Genomic DNA, 21,183 nt, shown 5'->3' with positions numbered 1-21,183 from the left:
ATAATTGAATGAAGGATACTTATAACTTTCTTTGCAATTAAGATGATAATTATGTATAAAGATAAATTTAGTATTTATGAGGTGTTAAGTTGGAGAATTGTGTTTATATTATTTCAGGACCGCCTGCTGTGGGGAAAAGTAGTGTAAGTAATGAGTTGGCTTATACTTATGATAAAAGTGCCGTTATAGAAGGAGATATGATTTATCTGATGATTAGAAGCGGTTTGGTGGCACCGTGGGAAGACAAGGGCTATTATATGGATTTGCTTTGGGATAATATAATAAGTATTACCGATAATTTAATTAAAAGAGATATTACAGTAATAATAGAATATGTAATATTTAAGGAGCAAATTAAAAAAATTGAAAGTTTTTTAAAAGCAAGGCAAATAAAATTAAAATACTGTGTTTTGTTGGCAGAAGAACAGACACTTAAAGAAAGAGATTTATCCAGAGCAGAAATAGAAAGAACCGGTGATTTATCAATTAGATCAAGAGAGGAGTTTTTATCTAAAAATATCAGTAGTGATAATTTACTTTATACGGATAATTTAGACATTAAAGAGATTGCTAATATAATAAAATCTTCAGATAGATTTTTTGTTTAAGAGTTATTATAAATTTTGAATTCATATCTAAAAGTATAGGATAAAGGAGATTTAATACTTGGGAGCATACAGAAAGTTTTGTATTTATACTTTGCAAAGATGGAGAAAATGTTATAGTCAAAACACATGGTTTTTTATGCATACATTATTGAATGCTTTTAAGGATGAGGATTTTAGGTATAATAATTTAAATGTATATTATAAAAATGGAAGTTATGTTATAGTAGAGGAATAATTATTAAAAGGTAAAATCTATAACACAGGATTTGCAAAAATATACTAAAAATAGAAGGATTTATAAATAATGGGTATAAAAGTAAAAGATTATTATAATGTTCCTTATCTGGAAGAACTTGCCGATAAGATTTCGGCAGAAACTAAGGATTTTAATAAAGAGAAATTTTTTGAATTAACTAAGAGCAGTATAGAGGAGCTTGAATTTAATCAAAGGCAGGAGCTTGTAGCAAAGGCGCTACATGAAGCTTTTGATGCAAAATATAGTGATATAATTGCTGTTTTTACCAAGATTTTAGGTGATGAGTTAAGGGGTAATAGCGGTGCATTTACTGAAGGCTGGTGGTTGTGGCCAATCGGTAAATATGTTGAACTTTATGGAGATGAGTATTTTGATGTGAGCATAGCTTTCAGCAAGGAACTTACAAAAAGATTCACCTCAGAATATTGTATGAGACCTTTGATTAAGAAGGAGCCTGATAAAGCGTTGAAGATATTAAAGGATTGGAGTAAGGATGAGCATGAGAGAGTTAGAAGGCTCTCAAGTGAATGTTTAAGGATAAGACTGCCATGGGCAAAAAAGCTCTTCACCGCACTGGAATACTTTGATGAGTATTTTGAGATTTTAAGTAATTTAAAGGATGATAGGGACAAATATATACAAAAAAGTGTGGCAAACAATTTAAATGATTTGTATAAGGAAGATTCGAATAAATTTTACCTTATAATAGATACATGGAAGAAGGAAAATATCAGTAAAGAGTGTGAGTGGGTTATAAAACATGGTTCAAGGAATGTAAAAAGTACCTGTTATAACAGCTGAACTCAAGATTATCAACTTGAATTTATAAGAAATATTTAATATATTAAATGAAAGTTTATATATGGTAATCATGGAGGAGATATGTACTTAGGTAATAGAAAATTTTTAAAGGATTCTTTAGAGGTGGCAAATCAATATATAATTATTGCAAATTCAGATGAAAAAGCCGCCAATGCATTGGAAGGGTTAGGACTATATAATCAGGCATCATATTTTTATATCCAGGCAATGGAAAAGCAAATAAAGGCAAATATTGCTCAGATTGTAGATGTTACAAATACTTATTATAGGGATTTGATTAGAAATACTATGGGACATTCATTAGACAAGTCACTTGATCTTTTAATTAAAATCTATGCTAAAGGAGATGCTGTAGTTGCTGAACAATTAAAAAATCAATTGCTTACATTAGTACTCAAGGGCGTGAGATTTACAGCATTACATAATAATATAAGATATCCAAATTTTTATGAGATTAAGAAAAAGTATAGTATGATTGAAATCAACAAGTCAGATTGTGATGAACTTTCAAAGATGCTGTCAAACCTAAAGAATTACTTGAATGAAATGAAAAATAGATTTTAATATAGGAATTTAAAGGATATTAAAATTAAGATAGTATAAGGCATTTATTATTTGTATATTACGCACAAATAATAAATGCTTTTTTGTTGTATTTGTTGGTATCCATCAGATAATATTTGAGTATTTGCCCGTAAACTATCCGCCGGATAATATACTTCAGATAAAAAAGGTGTTATGAATAACCTAAGAGTTTATTGGAGGTCCTGCTTTACAAGTTAAGTAAGAGGATTTGATTGAACGATATGCAGTGGATTTAATATCTCAATGGACTTATTAGAGATTACAGCTCATATCAGTTATGGAGGTGGTACTAAAAATAAAATAATAATATGTAACTAAAATCAAAGAGGAATTTAGAGGCTGTATTTAGAAATTATTTTACGGAATCTAAAAATAAAAAGGAAAGGATCAAATGTATGGAACAGATAAATAAAACTTATATAAATATTCTAAAGGTAATATTTTTTATATTTTTAGTATTAGCCTTTCTGAGTGTATTCACAAAAATATCATATGCCATGATGGGAGGAGTAATAGGTGTTTTTGAATATAAGGATGAGAATAATGCTTTGATAAAGACCGATCAAAAAGGTATGAACAGTGTAGGTGGTATAACTGAGTATGAAGTATTGCTTGATGATGAATTTAGAGTAAATGGAAAAGTGTATAGAACAGATATAGTTCAAAGTGATATTGATCCTTCAAGAGGCACTTATAATCCTATAGATAATAAATTCAGAGCTAATGACGGACCGCATTGGCCGGTTTTCGGGCCTGATGTGACTATTGCACCACCATATACAGTGAGATGCACCACACAAGGATTTTCTTATAGTATCAGATATGTGGATGAAGCGGGTAATGAGCTTATACCATCAAGTTACGGAGTGGCTTACACTAATGAATGGAAGGATCTGACTATGGAATTTAGTGCGACTCTGTATGATCCGGGAACGGAGTATATAGTAAAGCAGCAGCAGGCATATCCTCCTGCAAATTATGTATATAATTCAGCTACTGATGCTAAGGTAATGGTAGGTCCGGACGCACCTGTCCAAACATATTATCTTATAAAATGTGTAAAAAAACCTGTACCGTTAAACTATACAATACATTATGTGGATGAATCAGGTAATACTTTGATACCGGATATAGCAGGAAGTATTCCTAATCAGGATATTATGACATGGATACCTTTAAATACTGAATTTAGTGCAACAGTATATGATGCAGGAAATGTATACAAGATAAAACAAACACAAGCATATCCGGCATCAATATACAACTATATTTCAGCTTCTGATGCTAAGGTGTTGGTAGGAAGGGATACAGGCACAGGTAGTATCTATGATGATTTCAGAATAGTTTGTGAAAGGAAAGTTTCACCGGGAACAACGCCAACACCGGGAACAACACCAACACCTGGAACAACGCCGACACCGGGAACAACGCCAACACCTGGAACAACGCCAACACCGGGAACAACGCCAACACCGGGAAAGACGCCAACACCGGGAACAACGCCGACACCGGGAACAACGCCGACACCGGGAACAACGCCTACACCGGGAACAACACCAACACCGGGAACGACGCCGACACCGGGAACGACACCGACACCCGGAACAACACTAACACCCGGAACGACACCGACACCGGGAACAACACTGACCACAGGACCTTTAGCATATACAATCAGATATGTGGATGAATCGGGAAATGCCTTGACACCTGATGTAACCGGAAGTATAGCTGACGGCAACACAATGAGATGGATACCTTTAAGTATGGAGTTTGTTGTAATCCCTGCCTCAGGAGATATTTCTATGAAAACTGTATATAAAGTAAAACAGTCACAAGTATACAGTAATTCAGTATATCAGTATAATTCATCAAATGATGCTAAAGTTTTGATTGGTAAGGATTTTTCCGGAACAATTCATAATAATTATACAATTGTTTGTGTAAAGGAAGACTCTACTAAAATAACGAATAAAATTAGTGATATAATTGAAACCGAGAAAAAGCCTTTGGCGACACCAAGTGATATAGTCACTATCAGACCGAACAGCAGAGGTGCAGACGGTGATGATGACTCAGGCGGCAGCGGCAGTTCAGGAAGAAGTGGAAATTCAGGAAGTGGTGGCAGTACTTCCGGAATCAGAAAGAATCCGAATGACAGCTCTACATCTACAAAGGTAAAACAGGGCTGGATTTTAGAGAATGATACATGGTATTACTATTCCGGAACTTCAAGAAGTACATTGAAAAAGGGATGGCATCATGATCCTCAGGATGGTCGTTGGTATTATCTGGATCTAAATACCGGAGCAATGCTTATGAATTGGCAGTTGATAAATAATAATTGGTATTATTTTAATCCATATACACCTAAATGGACCTGGGAACTTAGAAATGACGGTGAATGGTATTATAAGAATCTTGAAAACTCAAGACCTCTTGGCTCAATGTATTCAAATGAGAAAACACCTGACGGATACAATGTGGATGGAAACGGTTACTATGTTCATTAAATGAAGTTTATTTATTAAAGTGACTTAATATTCCCATTTAAGAAGCGGTTTAGATATACAGGAGGGAGGGGTAGTGGATAGAAAATTGCAGGATGGCTTGATTGACTGTTCAACAGATAATGAAATAGTTTTTAAGGTATGCTGTGAAGAATGCAATAAAACACAGCTTGAAATCAGGAAAAGATTTTCCAAGGCAGGCATTACTCCTGAAAAAAAAGAAAAAATAATGTTTTATCATATTTTATATAAAAGAGAATGGGAAAAATTAAGGGATGATGCGATAAATAAATTAAATGAGCAGTTCAATATTTGCCCGATTTGTAAAAGAATGGTATGTGATAATTGCTTTCTTATATGTGATGAAGTTGATATGTGTAAGAGCTGCGCAAAGATTCTGGAAGAAAAGGGCAAAAGCGTTTCAGAATTGGAATGATAAAATGGCATGATTTTACAGAGCTACCACATCAGAATGTGGAAGCTCTGTTTTTACTATTATGAAAATCTTCCATTGGACATTTTATAGACCTCATCTGCCAAAGACATGGTGGATTTTCTATGTGAAACCAATACAATAGTTTTTCCGCTGCTTTCTTTTGAAAGCGATTTTAAGATAATACCCTCATTTAAAACATCCAGATTGCTTGTAGGTTCATCTAAAAGCAGGAAATCACCATCATGCAAAAATGCTCTGGCAAGTCCGATTCGTTGCTTTTCACCATCAGATAAAGAATCACCAAGTTCACCAACATTTGTTTCATAACCTTTTGGAAGGCTTGTAATAAAGTCATGAATACTTGCCTTTCTTGCGGCATTTTGAATTTCTTCCATACCGGCATTTTGCTTTGCAACTCGTATATTATCTGCAATACTGCCCTTAAACATAACTGTATCTTGAGTCACATAGCCTGTCATTTCACGAAGATTATCTGTATTTATATTCTTTATATTTTTCTCTGAGATAAAAATTTTTCCTGTATTAACATCCCAGAATCTCATTAAAAGCTTTAAAAGTGTAGATTTTCCCGAACCGCTTACGCCATGAATTCCAAGTACTTTACCCTTTTTTATATCAAGTGATAAATTATCAAGTATAATTTCACTGTCATAGGAGAATTTCACATCTTCCAACTTTGCACCGTTAAACTGTATGCTCTCTTCTCCGGATACCTCATAAACGGCAGGCTCTTCTTCAAGAAGTGAAAGTACACGCTCTCCACATGCCAATGTTTGGTTTAAATTATTTGAAAGGGAGGATAATGCTACAGTAGGTCCAAAGGAGCTCATCATCGCAAGGGTTGCAATAAGTATTTGTGAAAAGTTTATACTTCCTGACCTGTATAAAACCAGCATACTAAAAAACATCACCCATGAAAATAACTGAATAACAAGATTGGTTGCAGACCTTTGAGAGCCCTCAAATATACTAAGTTTTTTCTGATTATCGGAGAGTTTAAGTGATCTGTCATTCATTTCATTTAAACGCATGCTGCCTTGATTATACTGTAAAATTTCATCCACACCATACATACTGTTTATAACAAAGTTATTTAACTCACCGACATTATTTCTAAAGTTCATTCCTGCATCTGCAATTTTGCTTCCGTTCCAAAGTGAAAGAGCAATTCCTACAGTCAGATAGCCAAAAAGTGAGATAAGACCTGCAATAGGGTGTTGCATACCTATAAATATTACCATTATAAGTGAGGTAATAAAGGCAATGGCTATAGGCGATATGGTATGTGCAAAAAATACCTCTAAAAGTTCAATATCTCCTGTAATAATTGCAATAAGATTTCCCTTTTCCTTTCCTTCAAGCTTTGCCGGGCAGAGTTTTCTAAGCACTGCAAAAACCTTATGTCTTATAATGGCAAGAATGCGAAAGGCAATATAATGATTACAATACTGCTCACCATAATGCAAAATACCTCTTGCAACAGCCATCAATATAAGAGCGGCAAATAAATTCCCGGAAAAGAGTGAGTCTAAAATTGCTATATTACCGGATATTGAAATATTTCCTATTGTATAAAGACCTTTTATTATGCCATATCCCCCTGTAATTGTAAGGAAGATGGCACATAAAAATCCCAAAACACCCAGTAAAATACCAAGTATCATAACAAATGTCAGGGGCTTTACAAGTACAATCAAACTTCTCATAATTGTAAAACCGGATCTTCTTGTACTTACTTTCATTATCCCATTGCCTCCCTTCTTTTAGAGAAATTTTCAAGATTCATCTGCTCTGTAAACAGATTTTCATAAGCGGATTTATTAGCCATAAGTTCGCTATGAACACCTGATTCAACTATATTTCCGTCCTTTAGCATAAAGATATTATCACTCTTTACCACATTTGCCAGTCTATGTGAGATAAGTATTATGGTCTTTTCTTTTGCGAGTTCATGAATTACATTCATAATAATTTCTTCACTGCCGGCATCCACATTTGATGTTGCTTCATCAAAGATATAGACAGGAGTGTTGTGAAGCAATGCTCTTGCCAGTGATAATCTTTGCTTTTGACCTCCGGAGAGATTGCCGGCATTTGAAGTCAGCTTAGTATCAAGACCTTCTTGAGAATTGATAAAATCAAGAAGATTAACCTTTTGTAGTGCATCATTCATTTCCGAAACGCTTGCATTCGGATTTCCCATAAATAGATTTTCTCTGACAGTACCTGCAAAAATCCAACTGCTATGACCGACCATGGTAAAATTCTTCATAATACTTTCACTTGTAAGCTCACTATGTTCATCATCATTTATTTTTAAGCTGCCGCTATAATGTGGATTTCTCCCCATTAGTATGCCGGCAATTGTGGATTTGCCGGAGCCTGAAACTCCGACAAGTGAAACAAAGGATTTTGGAGGGATATTCATATTGATTCCCTTTAAGATTTCCTTAGTAGGTTCATATGAGAAGGATAGGTTTTCAAGGGATATATTGATATTATTATCAACAATTTTTTTATCTCCTCTTTTTTGTTCAGGAAGGTCAATAAATGCAAAAATACGATCGCTTGCCTTCATACCGTTCATTCCTATATGGAAAAAGCTTCCAAGTATTCGCATGGGAAGGAAAAATTCGGCAGCAAGAAATAAAATCATAAGCATGCCAAAAAGTGATATTTCTCCTCTATAAAACTGTGTCAAAGCACTGATTATTCCGACGGCAGCACCACCATAGGCAACAATATCCATGACGGAAGTACTGTTTAGCTGCATCATTAAGACCTTCATTGTGATCTTTCTAAACTGCTCGGATTCCCTGTCCATATCATCTGCTGCCGCCTTATCAGCCCGATAAATCTTAAGCGTGGTCATACCATGAAGCTTTTCAAGGAAACTGTCTCCAAGTCCGTAATAAATATCAAAATAACTGCTAAGAAGTCTTTTGGCAACAAGCATTACAAGCATAATAACAATAGGAATAAGCGGAACTGCAATTAAAAGAATTACTGCCGATTTCATACTTATTCTCATTACAACTATAAATAATGTAAGAGGTGCCAGTAATGAATAAAAAAACTGACTCAAGTATCTGCTAAAGTATACTTCAAGCTGTTCCACACCTTCACCTGCCATCTGAACAATTTCGGATGTATGCACCTGTTCTCTATATGCCGGACCAAGTCGAAGCACCTTTTCATATATTTGATTGCGCAATATCCTTTTTACATTTGCACCTGCATGAAAGCTTGCATCGGTGTAAAAGCGGTCGCATAAGACTCGTATAAAAACACCTGTAATCACGGTGATAATAACTTTTATAATATTACTATCTGAAATTTTGTTATAAAAGGCATTATCAATAAGCTGCGTTATATTGATTGCAATTATGATTTGTGCAATCAGGGATATCCATTGCCAAAGTACCTGGTAAAGAATATATTTTCCGGAGCCTTTCAAAAGCCTGATAAGTCTCATTTTGATCATAAATACCTCCTTTGCTTCTGTTATATAATATAATAAAAATGCTGAAAAAGTGATCGGATCGGATAAAACCGCATATATTATTTTGCAGGAATATTTAAGTTAGTTTATACTAATAATAGCATGTTTAATGATATTTTGGAAATAGAATGGATATATTATATGCAGAATATATTTATCGAATATATAGGTGTTTAATGGTATAATATCAGTAAATCATTGCAAATGTATAGATCCTTTTACATGAGAATAGGCTTTGTACGGATATATTTATTTGCATCAGTATAAAAAATAGAAAGATAAAGGTGAAGATATGAGTTTAAAAAATGATGAAAACAATATAAGTGAATTAAATTCCGACAATAAGGGTGAAGAGTTGGAAATGACTCCTGAAAGAAAAGCCTATATAGAAAAATATGGTTCTGAGGATGGAGCAGCGCCGGGATGGGATGCTATTGATGTGGCATTAAAAAAAGTATATCCTGATACAGTAGAAAGGCATTACGGTACGATTATAAAATATTTTTTGGGTGGTAAGGATCCTTTGGACGGAATAAGTATTTATGATAACCCGTCACAAGAGTTTCATCGCCATGTAGTCAGCTTTGGAATGTCTGAGCTTTATTATGCACCGGAAAGTGTAGGTAATGATTTCAGTCGCTGGGGATGTGAATTTACTATGAGACTTGTGCCATTTGAGGGTGATAAAGATGCGGAGAATCCGGATAGAAGTATTGCAAAACATGAGCCTTATTGGGCAATGAATCTTATGCAAAATATTGCAAGATATGTATATGAAACAGGGGAATACTTTGAAGCATATCATTTTATGCCTGCCAATTCACCGATTAGAACTGAAACCGATACAAAGCTTGTAGGGATTATCTTTGCTCCTGATCCACAGCTTGGAAGCATAGAAACAGAGCATGGCATAGTTGAGTTTTTACAAATGATTGGTATTACTCAAAGAGAGCTTGACTGGCTTTTTGAAAACCCTACTACAAAAAGAGGTAAAGAGTTGGTGGATAAGATCAGAGAGGATAATCCACTGCTGATTACAGACCTGAAAAGAAGTAAGGAATATGTATAAAGGAGAACATATGGACTTTGCATTTGATTATAATATGTTTAGGCTAATGTTTAATATGGTGTTCTTTATAATAATTGGAATGTTTGTCTTTATAATTGTAAAAAATATTAAGACATGGAATCAAAATAATCATTCTCCAAGGCTTGATGTTGAAGCGGAGGTTGTTTCAAAAAGAACTGATGTTTCTTTTAATAATCATATGGGTGGAAACGCCTCAATGCTTTTACCGGGACCTACTATCTATTATGCTGCGTTTCAGGTGGAAAGCGGTGATCGTATGGAATTTAAAATAAGCGGCACTGAATACGAACAATTAGCAATAAAAGATAGAGGTAAGCTTTCATTTCAGGGAAGTAGATTTTTGAGTTTTAGCAGATATTTTTAAATATAATTTAATTATTTTTGTTTTTGAGACAGAGTAGAAAAAGCATGGCGGATACATACAATAGGATGAGAAAATATCATACGAGGACCTGAGTATCGCATAACTTCTTTTATTTTCTGTCTCATTTTGGCTGCATAGCAATGTACTTTACAGGTATTGCAAAAAGTTTTACTTTCCATAAAAGGGCAATGCTCGATTCGTAAACGGGCATAATCCATAAGCTTTTGACACTCGGGGCATAAATTTTCATTATAAAGTCCCTGATGCTTTCCACAACAATATAGTTCTATCATTTGGCTAATCAGCTGAATTTCTCCCTGCCTTTTCTTTTGTATTTTTTTTGAATTCATATCTTTATCCTTTCGATATAGGAGCGATGATTACCGCTTTACACTTCATATCTTTAATATACTTATAGAATAGATATAAATCAATAGAAACAAAAATTTTTACATTGATAAAGGCAGGGTAGTATATAATAACACGGTTTTAATTATGCTTCATAAATATTATCAAAAATTTTCTTTTGATATTTTCTTTTTATAATTATATATAAAATCAATTCTGTAAGCAGATATATAAAACTGCAAATTACAGCCAGACCTGTATAGGAGGTTAATGTCAATTGATTTATAATACCTATAATTATCCAAGATATAACAAGTGCCGTCATAAAGGGAAGAACGAAAAGCCATCTCAATGTACTTGCAAGTATATCTTTTAACTCGGCTTTGCTAAGTCCTATTTTTATCATAATACTGTATTTTTTGCTTTCTTCATCCACAAAGGAGTAAAGTCTTGAGTAGATAATACTTGCTATTCCTATTAAAAACGATATACATAGTATACTTCCTACATAGGAAACCAGCCTTCTTGTAAGGTTTTCAATATCATAATAAAGACTGTAAGACATCAGGCTTTCTTTCCCATCTTCAAATCCTATAAGATTTTTTATAGTCTCCAAATCTTTAATACTTCCATTTGTTAAATCGCTCTGTGTAAAAGCATATATTCTGTCTTTTACCAAAACCTGTGATAATGACTCATAGTTTTTATCGGATACAACGGTAACACTTGTAAAATAGCCGGATATTGAAATTATTTTTTTATCGAATCCTGCTTCCTTAGTGATGCCATAGACCGAAATCAAATCCTTTATCGTATCGGATAAAACAGGATTTTTTTTGCCATCCACTCCTATAAGAAAATATTCATTATCTGAGAGATTTATCTTTTCTCTGTTTAATAAATCAGCCACTTCATTATACATAGTATTGGATAAAATAATATGTCTTACTGTTCTTACCTTGTTTTTAAGCTTGGAATAGGATATTGTAAGTTCCTTAAAGCCACCTATAGATTTAAGTTCCTCTGATATCAGCTCAGCCTTTTTTGCACCCTTTTCCTCATCTTCCCAGTTTGCATACATATATGAATAGGGCATTATCTTTTGCGTATCTTTTGATATACTAAGCGGTGCACCCACTATATATACAAAGGAGGTCAGTATTATAGAGAATAATATCATAGAGGCTGCCATGGTCTTTATATTTGTATTTATTTTATACTTAAAATTACTTAACTTTATCAAATTATTTTTTATATAAATACGCCCGCTTTTTTCCATAAAAAAATTATAGATATTAAAAATCAGATTATAAATAAAGTATAAAAAACTTATACCGGCAAGTATTTCAAATATATAGATAAAGCCGGAAAAATTTCTTTGTATATGTAAATAAATTGTAATGGGCAATATAATAATAACCGCTATCAGTGAAAGCAGGAAATGATTTTTTTCAGCCAGTTCTTCTTTTTTTAAGAGGTCAATTATTTTTTTCTTTCTTAAAATCACAGGAGCAATCAATGATATAAGTAAAAATAGTCCGCCCATTAAAAAAACAGTGAGTATCAGCGGTGTAAGAGGGAAATAAAAGTATAAATTTAATCCGTCTATCAGTGATTGTGCAATCATTAAAAATACTTTTGAAAAAACCAATCCCATTATTATTCCGATAAGCAGTGCAAATATTGAAATTATTATATTTTCAAAAAAAATCAGTGTATTAAACTGCCCTTTACTTGCACCTATAATATTCAGTATGGCAAATTGTTTACTTCTGTTTTTCAAAAAATTGCCCACGGAATATAAAATCAGTACAAAGGAAAAGAGCATGGATATTATACTTGCCATAAATAATATAATGCCTATAGTGCTTCCCGAATCCACTATTTTTAATGCCGGATGCATGGCAAGGTTTGAAAAGAGAAAGAAGATAAAAACAGAGAATACACAGCTTAAAAAATGATATAAATAAGTCTTAAAATCTCTTTTTATATTATTGTATGCAAAATTAAATAATGTCAATTTCATCACCTCCAAGCAAACTCATAGTGTTGAGTATTTCTCTTTTATAGTTTTTATCATCATTTCTGTTAATGATTTCCTGATAAATATTGCCGTCTTTTATGATATAGGTTTTATCTGAATATGATGCAATATTAGGATCATGAGTTACCATAATGATAGTTACATGCATGGATTCATTCAGTTTTTTAAAAAGCTTCATCACATCCTTTGCCGACTTTGAGTCCAAATTACCGGTCGGTTCATCTGCAAGCAGTATTGAAGGTTCATTGATTACAGCCCTTGCTATAGCTACTCTTTGAGCCTGTCCTCCTGATATTTCATAGGTTCTTTTATGAAGTAAATGGGAGATACCGAGAAGTTCGCTGATTTCCTCCAGTTTTGTTTTCATTGTTTTAACATCCGCCTTATCAAGTGTAAGAGGAAGTATTATATTTTCTCCGACTGTCAAGGTATTTATTAAATTAAATTGCTGAAATACAAATCCCAGTTCTTTTCTCCTGAATGTTGAAAGCTGTTTGGAGTTCATTTCATAGGGATTTTTACCCGCAATTAAAACCGAACCTGAGGTGGGCTTATCAATAGTGGATATAGTATTTAAAAAGGTACTTTTTCCGCTTCCGCTGGGGCCCATTATAGCAACAAATTCACCCTCACAAATTTCCATATTTATATTCTCCAGGGCTTTTAATGATATCTTTCCCTTATATATTTTTTCAAGATTTGAAACTTTTAATATCATATTTTACTCCAAAAATTTTAGTAGTAGTTTTAATAACCCTCTCCAAGGTCTTTTTAAATTAAATATTTTAATCTATGTCATGATTTTAGCAGATGCAATATAAAATAAAAATCCGGTAACATTACAAAAGCTTACATTTTTGTAATATTACCGGTGTATGGATTTTATTAAAAAATAATGGTCATTGTCGTGCCGTCATTTATATTCGAGTTCACCTCTATTTTATGTCCCAGATATTCACTGACCTTTTTTACTATATAAAGTCCTATTCCGCTGGAATCGGCATTATTTCTTCCGTTTTTTCCTATATAGAACAGTTCAAAAATGTTTTTTAAATCAGCAGGCTCTATTCCTATACCATGGTCAATGATAGAGAGGTAAACTTTATCTTCAATTTTCCCTGCGCTCACATTTACTGTTTGACCGATATTACTGTATTTTACCGAATTGGTGAGGAGCTGGTGAATAACTAATTTTAACCATTTGGAGTCCGAATACACATAGATATCATCATTTATATCAAGCCTCGGATATATCTGAGATGTTATAAAATAATCCTTTAAGCTATTGATACATTCCTTGCAAATACTCTTAAGAGCTACTTTTTCGGATACAAAATCATTTTTAAATTCATCCAAACGGTAGATATCAAGGATTTGATTCAGATTGTATTCCAAAGTATTTATATTTCTGCCTATCTTTTTATAATCATCCTCATCACTGTGATTTTCACAAATAAGCTTAAGCACAGACAGAGGTGTTTTCATCTGATGCACAAATCTGTATATCATAACCTTTTGCATTCTTTTATCCTGCTTTTGTGCTATTTCCTTATCGCTGTTAATTTTTATTATTTCTTCAATCATCAGATTATAATTTTTTTCGAGTTCACTTCTTGGCTCTTCGATCAGATAATCATTTAAAAGAGGACTTTTTAGTAAGAACTTTTCGTATATCCTCCCTGTTTTATAAAGCCTGGTTAAAATAAATAAGCTCAGCATAAAAAACACTAAGAATCCGAAATAGAAAATCTCATCAAACCATATTCCCTTAATAAAAAATAAGATACCAAAGAAAAATAATTGTGTCAGGAATACAATCAAATAAAGTAAAATATTGTCTGAAAAAAATAATTTTAAACTATCTTTATTTTTCATATTCCACCTTATAGCCCATACCTCTTACGGTTATTACCTGTAGTCCGGATTCCAGATCCTTAAGCTTCTTTCTTACTCTGCTGACAGTTACATTCAAGGTGTTTTCTTCTACAAACATATCACTGTCCCAGATTTCAGAAAGTATTTTTTCACGACTTACCACATTAGGATAGCTCTCAAACAAGATACCTATTAATATTGCCTCATTTTTTGCAAGATCAATCTGATTATCTCTGCATTTTAGTGTAAAGCGCAGCTTATTAAAGGAGCAGTCTCCAAGTTCAAGCATCGATTCACCTCCGGAGTATTCGCCATAGGCTCTTCTGAGTTGAGAATTGATTTTTGCAAGTAAAAGTTCATAGGAGAACGGTTTTGTGACATAGTCATCACCTCCGCTCATAATTGCCCTGACCTGATCATAATCCTCGGTTCTTGCAGACATAAATATGATTGGAACCTTAGTCGCTTTTCTTATTTGACTACACCAGTAAAAACCGTCATAGTATGGGATATTGATATCAAGCAGGATTAAATTAGGACTGTGTTTTTCAATAAATTTATCAATACTTTTAAAATCTTCACAAATAAAAACTTCAAAATCATATCGTATAAGATGTTCCCTCACAATATTTGCAAGATCTGAATCATCTTCAATCATACATATTTTAAATGTCATATTTTTATCCTTTAAATTTATTCTGTAAAATATTTTATAGTATAACATTTATCTACCTGTCAAGTTAATAGATATATGTTGAAGATTTTATAAAGACTTCAAATTAAATAATATACACAAATGAAAGTAGTTTTAAATATGTTATAATATATCAAATAAAAAGATATTTTCTTTATACAAGTGGGGAGGTGTGTATGTATTATACGATTACATTAAATCCGGCTATAGATATGCTTACAAAGGTTGAAAATTTTGAGCTGGGCAAGCTTAACAGAACCGGAGAGTCTGATTATGTGATAGGTGGTAAGGGTATAAATATTTCTTTATTATTAAATAATATCGGTAAGGAGAGTAAGGCGCTTGGCTTTATTGCAGGCTTTACCGGAAATTTTATAAAAGAGGAATTAAAGAAAAAAGGCATAAAATCAAACTTTGTAGAAACAAGGGGCTTTACAAGAATAAATATCAAATTGACCACAGATACAGAGACTGAAATAAACTCACAAAGCAGTAAAGTCGCTAAAGAAAACATAAAGGAGTTTTTTGATACATTGGAGGAACTAAGTGATAATGACACAGTTTTTTTATCAGGCAATATTATACCGGGCATGGACAGTGATGACTTTGCCGCTATAGCAAAAAAGGTAAGAGAAAAAGGGGCGAAGCTTGTGGTGGACAGTAATAAAGATATGGTACTTGATACTCTTAAATATAAACCTTTCATTATAAAGCCCAATGAATTTGAGCTGGGTGAGATGTTCGGAGTAAAAATAAGTAATACCGAAGAAATAGCAAAGTATGCAAAAAAGCTGCAGGAGATGGGTGCAGAAAATGTACTTGTATCAAGGGGAAGTAAGGGTGCAATACTTTTTACAAATGAAGGAGATGTATTTACTGCAAATACCGCAACGGGAAAGGTGATTTCCACTATAGCGGCAGGAGACAGCATGCTTGCAATGTTTGTAGCAAAATATGATGAAACGGGAGATTATAGGTTAAGCCTCCAATATGCCTCGGCAGCAGGAGGTGCTACTTCATTTTCAGCCGGTGTAGGGAAAAAGAAACTGATAGATGAGCTTTTATCTCAAATAAATGTAGATAAAATGTAACTTTGACAATATTGGGGAAATAGATAACAGATATAAAAATCTGATATGGAATGGTAGGTTTCCTTGCGATATAATAGGAACAGAATAAAATTTGGGAGGTATAGATGCCATTTCAAATTATAAGAAATGATATAACAAGGGTGGAAGCCGATGCTATTGTAAATACCGTAAATCCCTATGTACAAATAGGTCGTGGAGTGGAACTTGCCATATATAATGCCGCAGGAAAAGAAAAGCTTTTTGCAGAGAGAAAAAAACTTGGAATTTTGTTACCGGGAGATGTAGGTATTACTCCCGCCTTTCAACTAAATGCAAAATATATTATACATGTAAGCGGCCCTTTTTGGCAGGATGGGAAATATAATGAAGAAGATATATTAAAACAGTGCTATTATAAGGCATTGGAGCTGGCAGTTAAAAATAATTGTCATTCCATTGCATTTCCGTTGCTTTCAACAGGAACATATAAGTTTCCGAAGGAATTGGGAATATCAATTGCAATAGAAGTATTTACAAACTTTTTGAAAGATCATGAAATTGAAATTTTACTGGTAGTATTTGGAAAAGATGCGGTAAGTATTTCAGGTAATATGGTAAAAAAGCTTGTCGAGTTTATAGATGATGATTATGTAGCTTCGGCAAGTGACAAAGATTATGACTCTGTAGAATATGAGGTTGAAGAAGATCTGTATGAAGAGGGATTCTTAGACCGGGATTATGAAAAATATATCTCTGATAAAAGTAAAGGTCGCCATAAGATTGAGGAACCCAAGTATGAATATAATACTGATATAGGGGTTTCAAATATCTTTTATCTGCCACGGTTAAAAGAGCCCGAGTCTTTGGAGAATGCATTAAAGAAAATATATACGGATTCTTTTGAGAAGCATTTGCAGCAGCTTATAAATAAGAAAGGTTTAAAAAACTCGGAGGTCTATGCTACAGCAAATATATCAAAACAATATTTTTCAAAGCTTCTAAAGGGAAAGGTAAAGCCCTCAAAGGAGAAAATGCTGGCTCTTGCAGTAGGACTGCGATTAAATATTGATGAAACCATAGATTTTTTAAGAATTGCCGGCTATGCGCTTTCACCTATTTCACAAACAGATAAGGTAGTGGAATATTTTATAAAAAATGAGGATTATAATGTTATAAAAATAGATATCGTATTGTTTGATTTTGGATTGGAGCCGCTTTCAAGTTAGAAAGATATTAAAAATGTTTTGATCAAACAATTTATAAAAGTTCTAAAAAGGTCGCCACAGGGTTGACCTTTTTTCTTTTGAATTAATATATCATAGGCTTACAAAATAAATTTTAAGGAGGCTGTTATGGGAAAGAATTTGACGGAAATTGTTTATATTTTGGACAGAAGCGGATCAATGAGCGGATTGGAGGCTGATACTATAGGCGGTTTTAACTCCATGATTAAAAAACAAAAGGAAACCGGTGAAAGTGCCTATGTATCTACAATATTATTTGACGGAGTCAGTGAAGTGCTGCATGACAGGGTAGAGATTGGAAAAATCGAAAAGATAACTGATAAGGAGTATTTTGTAAGAGGCAATACAGCACTTTTGGATGCAGTGGGAGGAGCCATTAAGCATATGGGTAATATACATAAGTATGCAAGGGAGGAGGATCGTCCTGCAAAGACTATATTTGTTATTACAACAGACGGTATGGAAAATGCCAGCATAAAGTTTGACTATTCAGAGGTAAAAAGGCTTATAGAAAAGCAAAAGAAAAAATATGGATGGGAATTTATATTTATAGGAGCAAATATTGATGCATGCGCTGAGGCACAAAAGTTCGGTATTAATGAGGGAAGGACTGTGAACTATACTTATGATAAAAAAGGAATGGGGCTTGTCTTTGAGGGTATATCAAAAGCGGTATGTTCTGTAATGAATGCAAAGACTTTATATGAGGCGGAGGAATGCCTGGATGAAGAAGAGTGGAAAGAGGAAATAGCCTCAGACTTTTTAAAACGAGGCAAAAAGAGATAAATTAAAAGGGAATGAGCAGTATATATTTGTACTGCAAAAGTTGACAAATATTATATAAAGTCTGAATTATATTTATGTTCTTCTATTGATGGCTACATAACAGGTTTTATGATATAATGCACACTGTACGATATTAGGAGAAGCTAATTATTGTATAAAAATAAATAAATTTATAGAAGTGAGGATATATCATATGAAAAGAATAGTAGGTTTAATATTAACAGGCGTTTTATTGACATCGGTAGGATGTGCAAATACAGCAAATAAGGCAGAGAGTACAAAGGCTGAGTCAGCTATATCAAGTGAGAGCCAAAAAGATACAGCTAAAGAAAGCGATGCAGCCAAGAAGGAAGGCGGATACACACATATTGACCAGGAAACCGCAAAGCAAATGATGGCAAATGAGGACGGACATGTTATTGTGGATGTAAGAAGTCAGGAAGAATATAATGAGGGACATATTCCGGGGGCTATAGTAATCCCAAATGAGAGTATAGGAACTGAGCAACCAAAGGAATTGCCGGATTTAAATCAGGTAATATTGGTATATTGCAGAAGCGGAAATCGTAGCAGACAGGCATCGCAAAAGCTTGCAGATATGGGATATACCAATGTCTATGAGTTCGGCGGTATTAAGGATTGGACAGGCGAAACTGAAAAATCCAATAATTAGTACGAAAAATCTCTGTTGTAAAAAGCGATTGTATCGAATAAAATACTTGAGTATAAGATTTTATAAGAAGTCGATTACTGCCGTTAAGGTATAAATATTTAAAAACACATTTGATTAGAGGAGATACTATGGGTTCAAGCACATTGATAAAGACGAATAACGGTATTACACAGGTTCCACTTGAAACCAAATTTTTCGGTAAAAGATGTATAAGTATCAGTGGAGAAATAAATGATGAATATGCCATTGATTTTACGGATAAAATATTGGAATTAAATATCGAATCCTGTGAGCCTATTACAATACTTATCAATAGCCCGGGCGGTGAGATAAACAGCGGACTTTTAATGTATGATGCCATAGTCGGCTCAAAGGCTCCTATAAGAATGATATGCAGAGGAAAGGCTTACAGCATGGGAGCAGTGCTTTTTGCCTGTGCAAGTAAAAGATACATGCTTCCAAACAGTGAACTGATGCTGCATCAGCCTATGCTTGGGGGCAGAGTATCGGGAAACGCATCAAGTATTAAAAGCATTTCAGACAGTATGCTTGAGAAAAAGAAAAAATTAAACAGTCTGTTGGCAAGGCATACGGGCAAAAGTGAAGAAGAGATTGATGAGGCTACAAACTTTGACCATTATTTTTCGCCAACTGAATCAATAGAATTTAATTTATGTGATGAGATAATCGAGTTTTCAAAAGTTATTGAGTTTGTAAAAGAAGCGGAGTGGTAATGAAAAAGAAAGCAAGAAAGCTGTCAGATAATATAAAAGAAGCAGACAGAGTAGTTCTAGGTGATGGAGAAGATTGTATATTCAGCACTGATACAAATATAAGCGGTATCAACAATAATATTTTGGTTGTAGGAGGTTCAGGTTCGGGAAAAACAGTTTCTATAGCGGAGTCTTTTTTACTGGAGTCGTATAATAGAAATATTATTACTACAGTGACCAAGAGAAGAATTGTTAATAAGTATATTCCTCTACTGGAAAAAAGAGGATATAATGTCTGGGATCTTGATTTTGTACATCCTGAAAACGGAAATGTCGGATATGATCCTTTGGACTTTATAAAGAGCTATCAGGATATTGTTTTTATAGCAAAGAGTATAGTTACGGCAAACAAGAAAAAGGAAAATACCGGTGGGGATCCTTACTGGGATGAGGCGGCAACCTCTCTTTTTTCCGCAATTATATCCTATGTTTTAATGAGAAAGGAAAATCCTAATTTTTCAGATGTATTGGAAATGCTTGATAAACTAAGCTTTGAAGAGGAGTATAGCGAGCTGAAAACCAATTATGACAGCAAGTTTGACAGACTTGAAAAAATCAATCCCTTCAATTTTGCCACGGTGAACTGGAGGTCTTTTAGAAGATTGCCTATAAGAACCGCAAGCTGTGTATTTTCTACTTTGAACACTTCTATATCATTTGTATTTACACCGGAACTTCGAAAAATGTTTAAAATGGAAAGTAAAATAAGCTTTGAGAAGATGGCAAGGGAAAAGAGGGCATTATTTGTGACTACAAGTCCTGTGAATCCAAGCTTAAACAGCTTTATAAATATGTTTTATGCACATATTTTCAAAGAACTTTTTGAGATAGGTGAAAGGGAGAGTACAGGAGTATTACCTGTTCCTATACATTTTTTGGCGGATGATTTTGCTACAGGCTGCCCCGTACCTTTATTTGACCAGTATATTTCTATTTTCAGAGAGAAAGGAATCTCGGTAACGATTTTGGTACAGTCGGAATCACAGCTTTCTGCAATCTATGGAAATGACAAATCCACTACTATTATCAATAACTGTGATACCTATGTATATATGGGCTCAAATGATTTGGAAACCGCAAAAAATATTGCAACGAGAGCGGGCATAATGACTGAGGACTGTCTGAATATGAAACTTGGAAATCAAATCATTTTCAGAAGAGGGGTAAAGCCGATATTTTGCAAAAGATATAATATATTTGAAAATGAAATATATAAAGGCTTGAAAGACAGCCCACAGGAAGTACCTGATACTACAGATTGTTTTGTACAGGAGAGAAAATCATTTATTTCGGAATTAAAAAACAGTATAAAGATGTGTAAATTAGATGATATACCCAGTATGGAGTATGAGAGGATAAGTTTTTTGAAGGAAGAGGACCTTGGGCTGGATTCGGTATACAAAAATCTGTTTGAAGAGGATACGGATGATTTTTAATCGGTAAAAAAATAGTGAGGGCATAAAAAGGATGGATATTATATCA

The 21,183-nt window shown here is 33.7% G+C and carries 20 protein-coding genes; 13 read left to right on the top strand and 7 right to left on the bottom strand.

The genetic code is table 11. The features are described from left to right. Positions 1-89: 89 nt before the first annotated feature. From J4O15_RS14320 to J4O15_RS14300, 5 genes are all read left to right on the top strand, one after another. On the top strand, positions 90-608 hold the full coding sequence (locus J4O15_RS14320) for an AAA family ATPase (RefSeq protein ID WP_208101236.1): 519 nt from the start codon (positions 90-92) through the stop codon (positions 606-608). A gap of 304 nt (positions 609-912) precedes the next feature. Further along, the gene (locus tag J4O15_RS14315) at positions 913-1,665 is read left to right on the top strand and encodes a DNA alkylation repair protein (protein ID WP_208101235.1); all 753 of its coding nucleotides are present in this window, start codon (positions 913-915) and stop codon (positions 1,663-1,665) included. Positions 1,666-1,746: 81 nt separating this feature from the next. After that, positions 1,747-2,250 carry a DNA-binding protein gene (locus J4O15_RS14310; RefSeq protein ID WP_208101234.1) on the top strand — a complete coding sequence of 168 codons (504 nt, stop codon included), beginning with the start codon at positions 1,747-1,749 and terminating at the stop codon, positions 2,248-2,250. 416 nt (positions 2,251-2,666) lie between these two features. After that, complete coding sequence (locus J4O15_RS14305) at positions 2,667-4,784, top strand: hypothetical protein (RefSeq protein WP_208101233.1); 2,118 nt, start codon at positions 2,667-2,669, stop codon at positions 4,782-4,784. Positions 4,785-4,857: 73 nt separating this feature from the next. After that, the gene (locus tag J4O15_RS14300; RefSeq protein ID WP_208101232.1) at positions 4,858-5,217 is read left to right on the top strand and encodes a hypothetical protein; all 360 of its coding nucleotides are present in this window, start codon (positions 4,858-4,860) and stop codon (positions 5,215-5,217) included. Positions 5,218-5,276: 59 nt separating this feature from the next. On the opposite strand, the gene J4O15_RS14295 is transcribed toward J4O15_RS14300, so the two are convergent. Further along, positions 5,277-6,980 (bottom strand): amino acid ABC transporter ATP-binding/permease protein, encoded by a 1,704-nt coding sequence (locus J4O15_RS14295; RefSeq protein ID WP_208101231.1) that lies wholly within the window; start codon positions 6,978-6,980, stop codon positions 5,277-5,279. Beyond that, positions 6,980-8,722, bottom strand: a complete 1,743-nt coding sequence (locus tag J4O15_RS14290; RefSeq protein ID WP_208101230.1) for an ABC transporter ATP-binding protein/permease — start codon at positions 8,720-8,722, stop codon at positions 6,980-6,982. Before J4O15_RS14290 ends, J4O15_RS14295 begins: the two co-directional genes overlap by 1 nt. A gap of 310 nt (positions 8,723-9,032) precedes the next feature. Here J4O15_RS14290 and J4O15_RS14285 point away from each other — a divergent pair, with 310 nt between their 5' ends. Together J4O15_RS14285 and J4O15_RS14280 are read left to right on the top strand one after the other, a co-directional pair. Beyond that, on the top strand, positions 9,033-9,809 hold the full coding sequence (locus tag J4O15_RS14285) for a suppressor of fused domain protein (protein WP_208101229.1): 777 nt from the start codon (positions 9,033-9,035) through the stop codon (positions 9,807-9,809). A 10-nt stretch (positions 9,810-9,819) separates the two neighbouring features. Further along, the gene (locus J4O15_RS14280) at positions 9,820-10,194 is read left to right on the top strand and encodes a DUF2500 domain-containing protein (RefSeq protein ID WP_208101228.1); all 375 of its coding nucleotides are present in this window, start codon (positions 9,820-9,822) and stop codon (positions 10,192-10,194) included. A gap of 11 nt (positions 10,195-10,205) precedes the next feature. Here J4O15_RS14280 and J4O15_RS14275 read toward each other — a convergent pair whose 3' ends face one another. The 5 genes from J4O15_RS14275 to J4O15_RS14255 form a co-directional block, all read right to left on the bottom strand. Next, positions 10,206-10,544: a nitrous oxide-stimulated promoter family protein gene (locus J4O15_RS14275; protein ID WP_208101227.1), complete on the bottom strand. Its 339-nt coding sequence runs from the start codon at positions 10,542-10,544 to the stop codon at positions 10,206-10,208. A 143-nt stretch (positions 10,545-10,687) separates the two neighbouring features. Further along, complete coding sequence (locus J4O15_RS14270) at positions 10,688-12,568, bottom strand: FtsX-like permease family protein (RefSeq protein ID WP_243762080.1); 1,881 nt, start codon at positions 12,566-12,568, stop codon at positions 10,688-10,690. Then, the gene (locus J4O15_RS14265) at positions 12,549-13,304 is read right to left on the bottom strand and encodes an ABC transporter ATP-binding protein (RefSeq protein WP_208101226.1); all 756 of its coding nucleotides are present in this window, start codon (positions 13,302-13,304) and stop codon (positions 12,549-12,551) included. Before J4O15_RS14265 ends, J4O15_RS14270 begins: the two co-directional genes overlap by 20 nt. A gap of 167 nt (positions 13,305-13,471) precedes the next feature. Continuing rightward, complete coding sequence (locus J4O15_RS14260; protein WP_208101225.1) at positions 13,472-14,461, bottom strand: sensor histidine kinase; 990 nt, start codon at positions 14,459-14,461, stop codon at positions 13,472-13,474. Further along, a complete protein-coding gene (locus J4O15_RS14255) occupies positions 14,451-15,137 on the bottom strand; it encodes a response regulator transcription factor (RefSeq protein WP_208101224.1) in 687 nt (228 codons plus the stop codon). The genes J4O15_RS14260 and J4O15_RS14255 overlap by 11 nt, the downstream gene beginning before the upstream one ends. Positions 15,138-15,331: 194 nt before the next feature. On the opposite strand from J4O15_RS14255, the gene pfkB reads away from it, so the two are divergent. From pfkB to J4O15_RS14225, 6 genes are all read left to right on the top strand, one after another. Continuing rightward, positions 15,332-16,246, top strand: coding sequence for a 1-phosphofructokinase (gene pfkB / locus J4O15_RS14250; protein WP_208101223.1), 915 nt, complete (start codon positions 15,332-15,334; stop codon positions 16,244-16,246). Between the two features lie 104 nt (positions 16,247-16,350). Further along, positions 16,351-17,451: a macro domain-containing protein gene (locus tag J4O15_RS14245; protein ID WP_208101222.1), complete on the top strand. Its 1,101-nt coding sequence runs from the start codon at positions 16,351-16,353 to the stop codon at positions 17,449-17,451. Between the two features lie 126 nt (positions 17,452-17,577). Then, complete coding sequence (locus J4O15_RS14240) at positions 17,578-18,255, top strand: vWA domain-containing protein (protein WP_208101221.1); 678 nt, start codon at positions 17,578-17,580, stop codon at positions 18,253-18,255. A gap of 193 nt (positions 18,256-18,448) precedes the next feature. Continuing rightward, positions 18,449-18,928 (top strand): rhodanese-like domain-containing protein, encoded by a 480-nt coding sequence (locus J4O15_RS14235; RefSeq protein ID WP_208101220.1) that lies wholly within the window; start codon positions 18,449-18,451, stop codon positions 18,926-18,928. A 128-nt stretch (positions 18,929-19,056) separates the two neighbouring features. Then, positions 19,057-19,662: a ClpP family protease gene (locus J4O15_RS14230; protein ID WP_208101219.1), complete on the top strand. Its 606-nt coding sequence runs from the start codon at positions 19,057-19,059 to the stop codon at positions 19,660-19,662. Continuing rightward, positions 19,662-21,137, top strand: a complete 1,476-nt coding sequence (locus J4O15_RS14225; RefSeq protein WP_208101218.1) for a type IV secretory system conjugative DNA transfer family protein — start codon at positions 19,662-19,664, stop codon at positions 21,135-21,137. The genes J4O15_RS14230 and J4O15_RS14225 overlap by 1 nt, the downstream gene beginning before the upstream one ends. The last annotated feature ends 46 nt before the right edge of the window (positions 21,138-21,183 follow it).

The sequence above is a fragment of the Lachnoanaerobaculum sp. Marseille-Q4761 genome (assembly GCF_017565785.1).
GTDB lineage: Bacteria > Bacillota > Clostridia > Lachnospirales > Lachnospiraceae > Lachnoanaerobaculum.
This window is presented reverse-complemented; position numbering and strand designations above follow the sequence as displayed.

Excerpts from the sequence above, each read along its gene's own strand:
- J4O15_RS14240 (WP_208101221.1), top strand. The coding sequence starts at position 17,578 with ATGGGAAAGAATTTGACGGAAATTGTTTATATTTTGGACAGAAGCGGA.
- J4O15_RS14315 (WP_208101235.1), top strand. The coding sequence starts at position 913 with ATGGGTATAAAAGTAAAAGATTATTATAATGTTCCTTATCTGGAAGAA.
- J4O15_RS14310 (WP_208101234.1), top strand. The coding sequence starts at position 1,747 with ATGTACTTAGGTAATAGAAAATTTTTAAAGGATTCTTTAGAGGTGGCA.
- J4O15_RS14225 (WP_208101218.1), top strand. The coding sequence starts at position 19,662 with ATGAAAAAGAAAGCAAGAAAGCTGTCAGATAATATAAAAGAAGCAGAC.
- J4O15_RS14280 (WP_208101228.1), top strand. The coding sequence starts at position 9,820 with ATGGACTTTGCATTTGATTATAATATGTTTAGGCTAATGTTTAATATG.
- J4O15_RS14275 (WP_208101227.1), bottom strand. The coding sequence starts at position 10,544 with ATGAATTCAAAAAAAATACAAAAGAAAAGGCAGGGAGAAATTCAGCTG.
- J4O15_RS14265 (WP_208101226.1), bottom strand. The coding sequence starts at position 13,304 with ATGATATTAAAAGTTTCAAATCTTGAAAAAATATATAAGGGAAAGATA.
- pfkB (WP_208101223.1), top strand. The coding sequence starts at position 15,332 with ATGTATTATACGATTACATTAAATCCGGCTATAGATATGCTTACAAAG.
- J4O15_RS14305 (WP_208101233.1), top strand. The coding sequence starts at position 2,667 with ATGGAACAGATAAATAAAACTTATATAAATATTCTAAAGGTAATATTT.
- J4O15_RS14295 (WP_208101231.1), bottom strand. The coding sequence starts at position 6,980 with ATGAAAGTAAGTACAAGAAGATCCGGTTTTACAATTATGAGAAGTTTG.
- J4O15_RS14230 (WP_208101219.1), top strand. The coding sequence starts at position 19,057 with ATGGGTTCAAGCACATTGATAAAGACGAATAACGGTATTACACAGGTT.
- J4O15_RS14290 (WP_208101230.1), bottom strand. The coding sequence starts at position 8,722 with ATGATCAAAATGAGACTTATCAGGCTTTTGAAAGGCTCCGGAAAATAT.
- J4O15_RS14270 (WP_243762080.1), bottom strand. The coding sequence starts at position 12,568 with ATGAAATTGACATTATTTAATTTTGCATACAATAATATAAAAAGAGAT.
- J4O15_RS14285 (WP_208101229.1), top strand. The coding sequence starts at position 9,033 with ATGAGTTTAAAAAATGATGAAAACAATATAAGTGAATTAAATTCCGAC.
- J4O15_RS14260 (WP_208101225.1), bottom strand. The coding sequence starts at position 14,461 with ATGAAAAATAAAGATAGTTTAAAATTATTTTTTTCAGACAATATTTTA.
- J4O15_RS14245 (WP_208101222.1), top strand. The coding sequence starts at position 16,351 with ATGCCATTTCAAATTATAAGAAATGATATAACAAGGGTGGAAGCCGAT.
- J4O15_RS14255 (WP_208101224.1), bottom strand. The coding sequence starts at position 15,137 with ATGACATTTAAAATATGTATGATTGAAGATGATTCAGATCTTGCAAAT.
- J4O15_RS14235 (WP_208101220.1), top strand. The coding sequence starts at position 18,449 with ATGAAAAGAATAGTAGGTTTAATATTAACAGGCGTTTTATTGACATCG.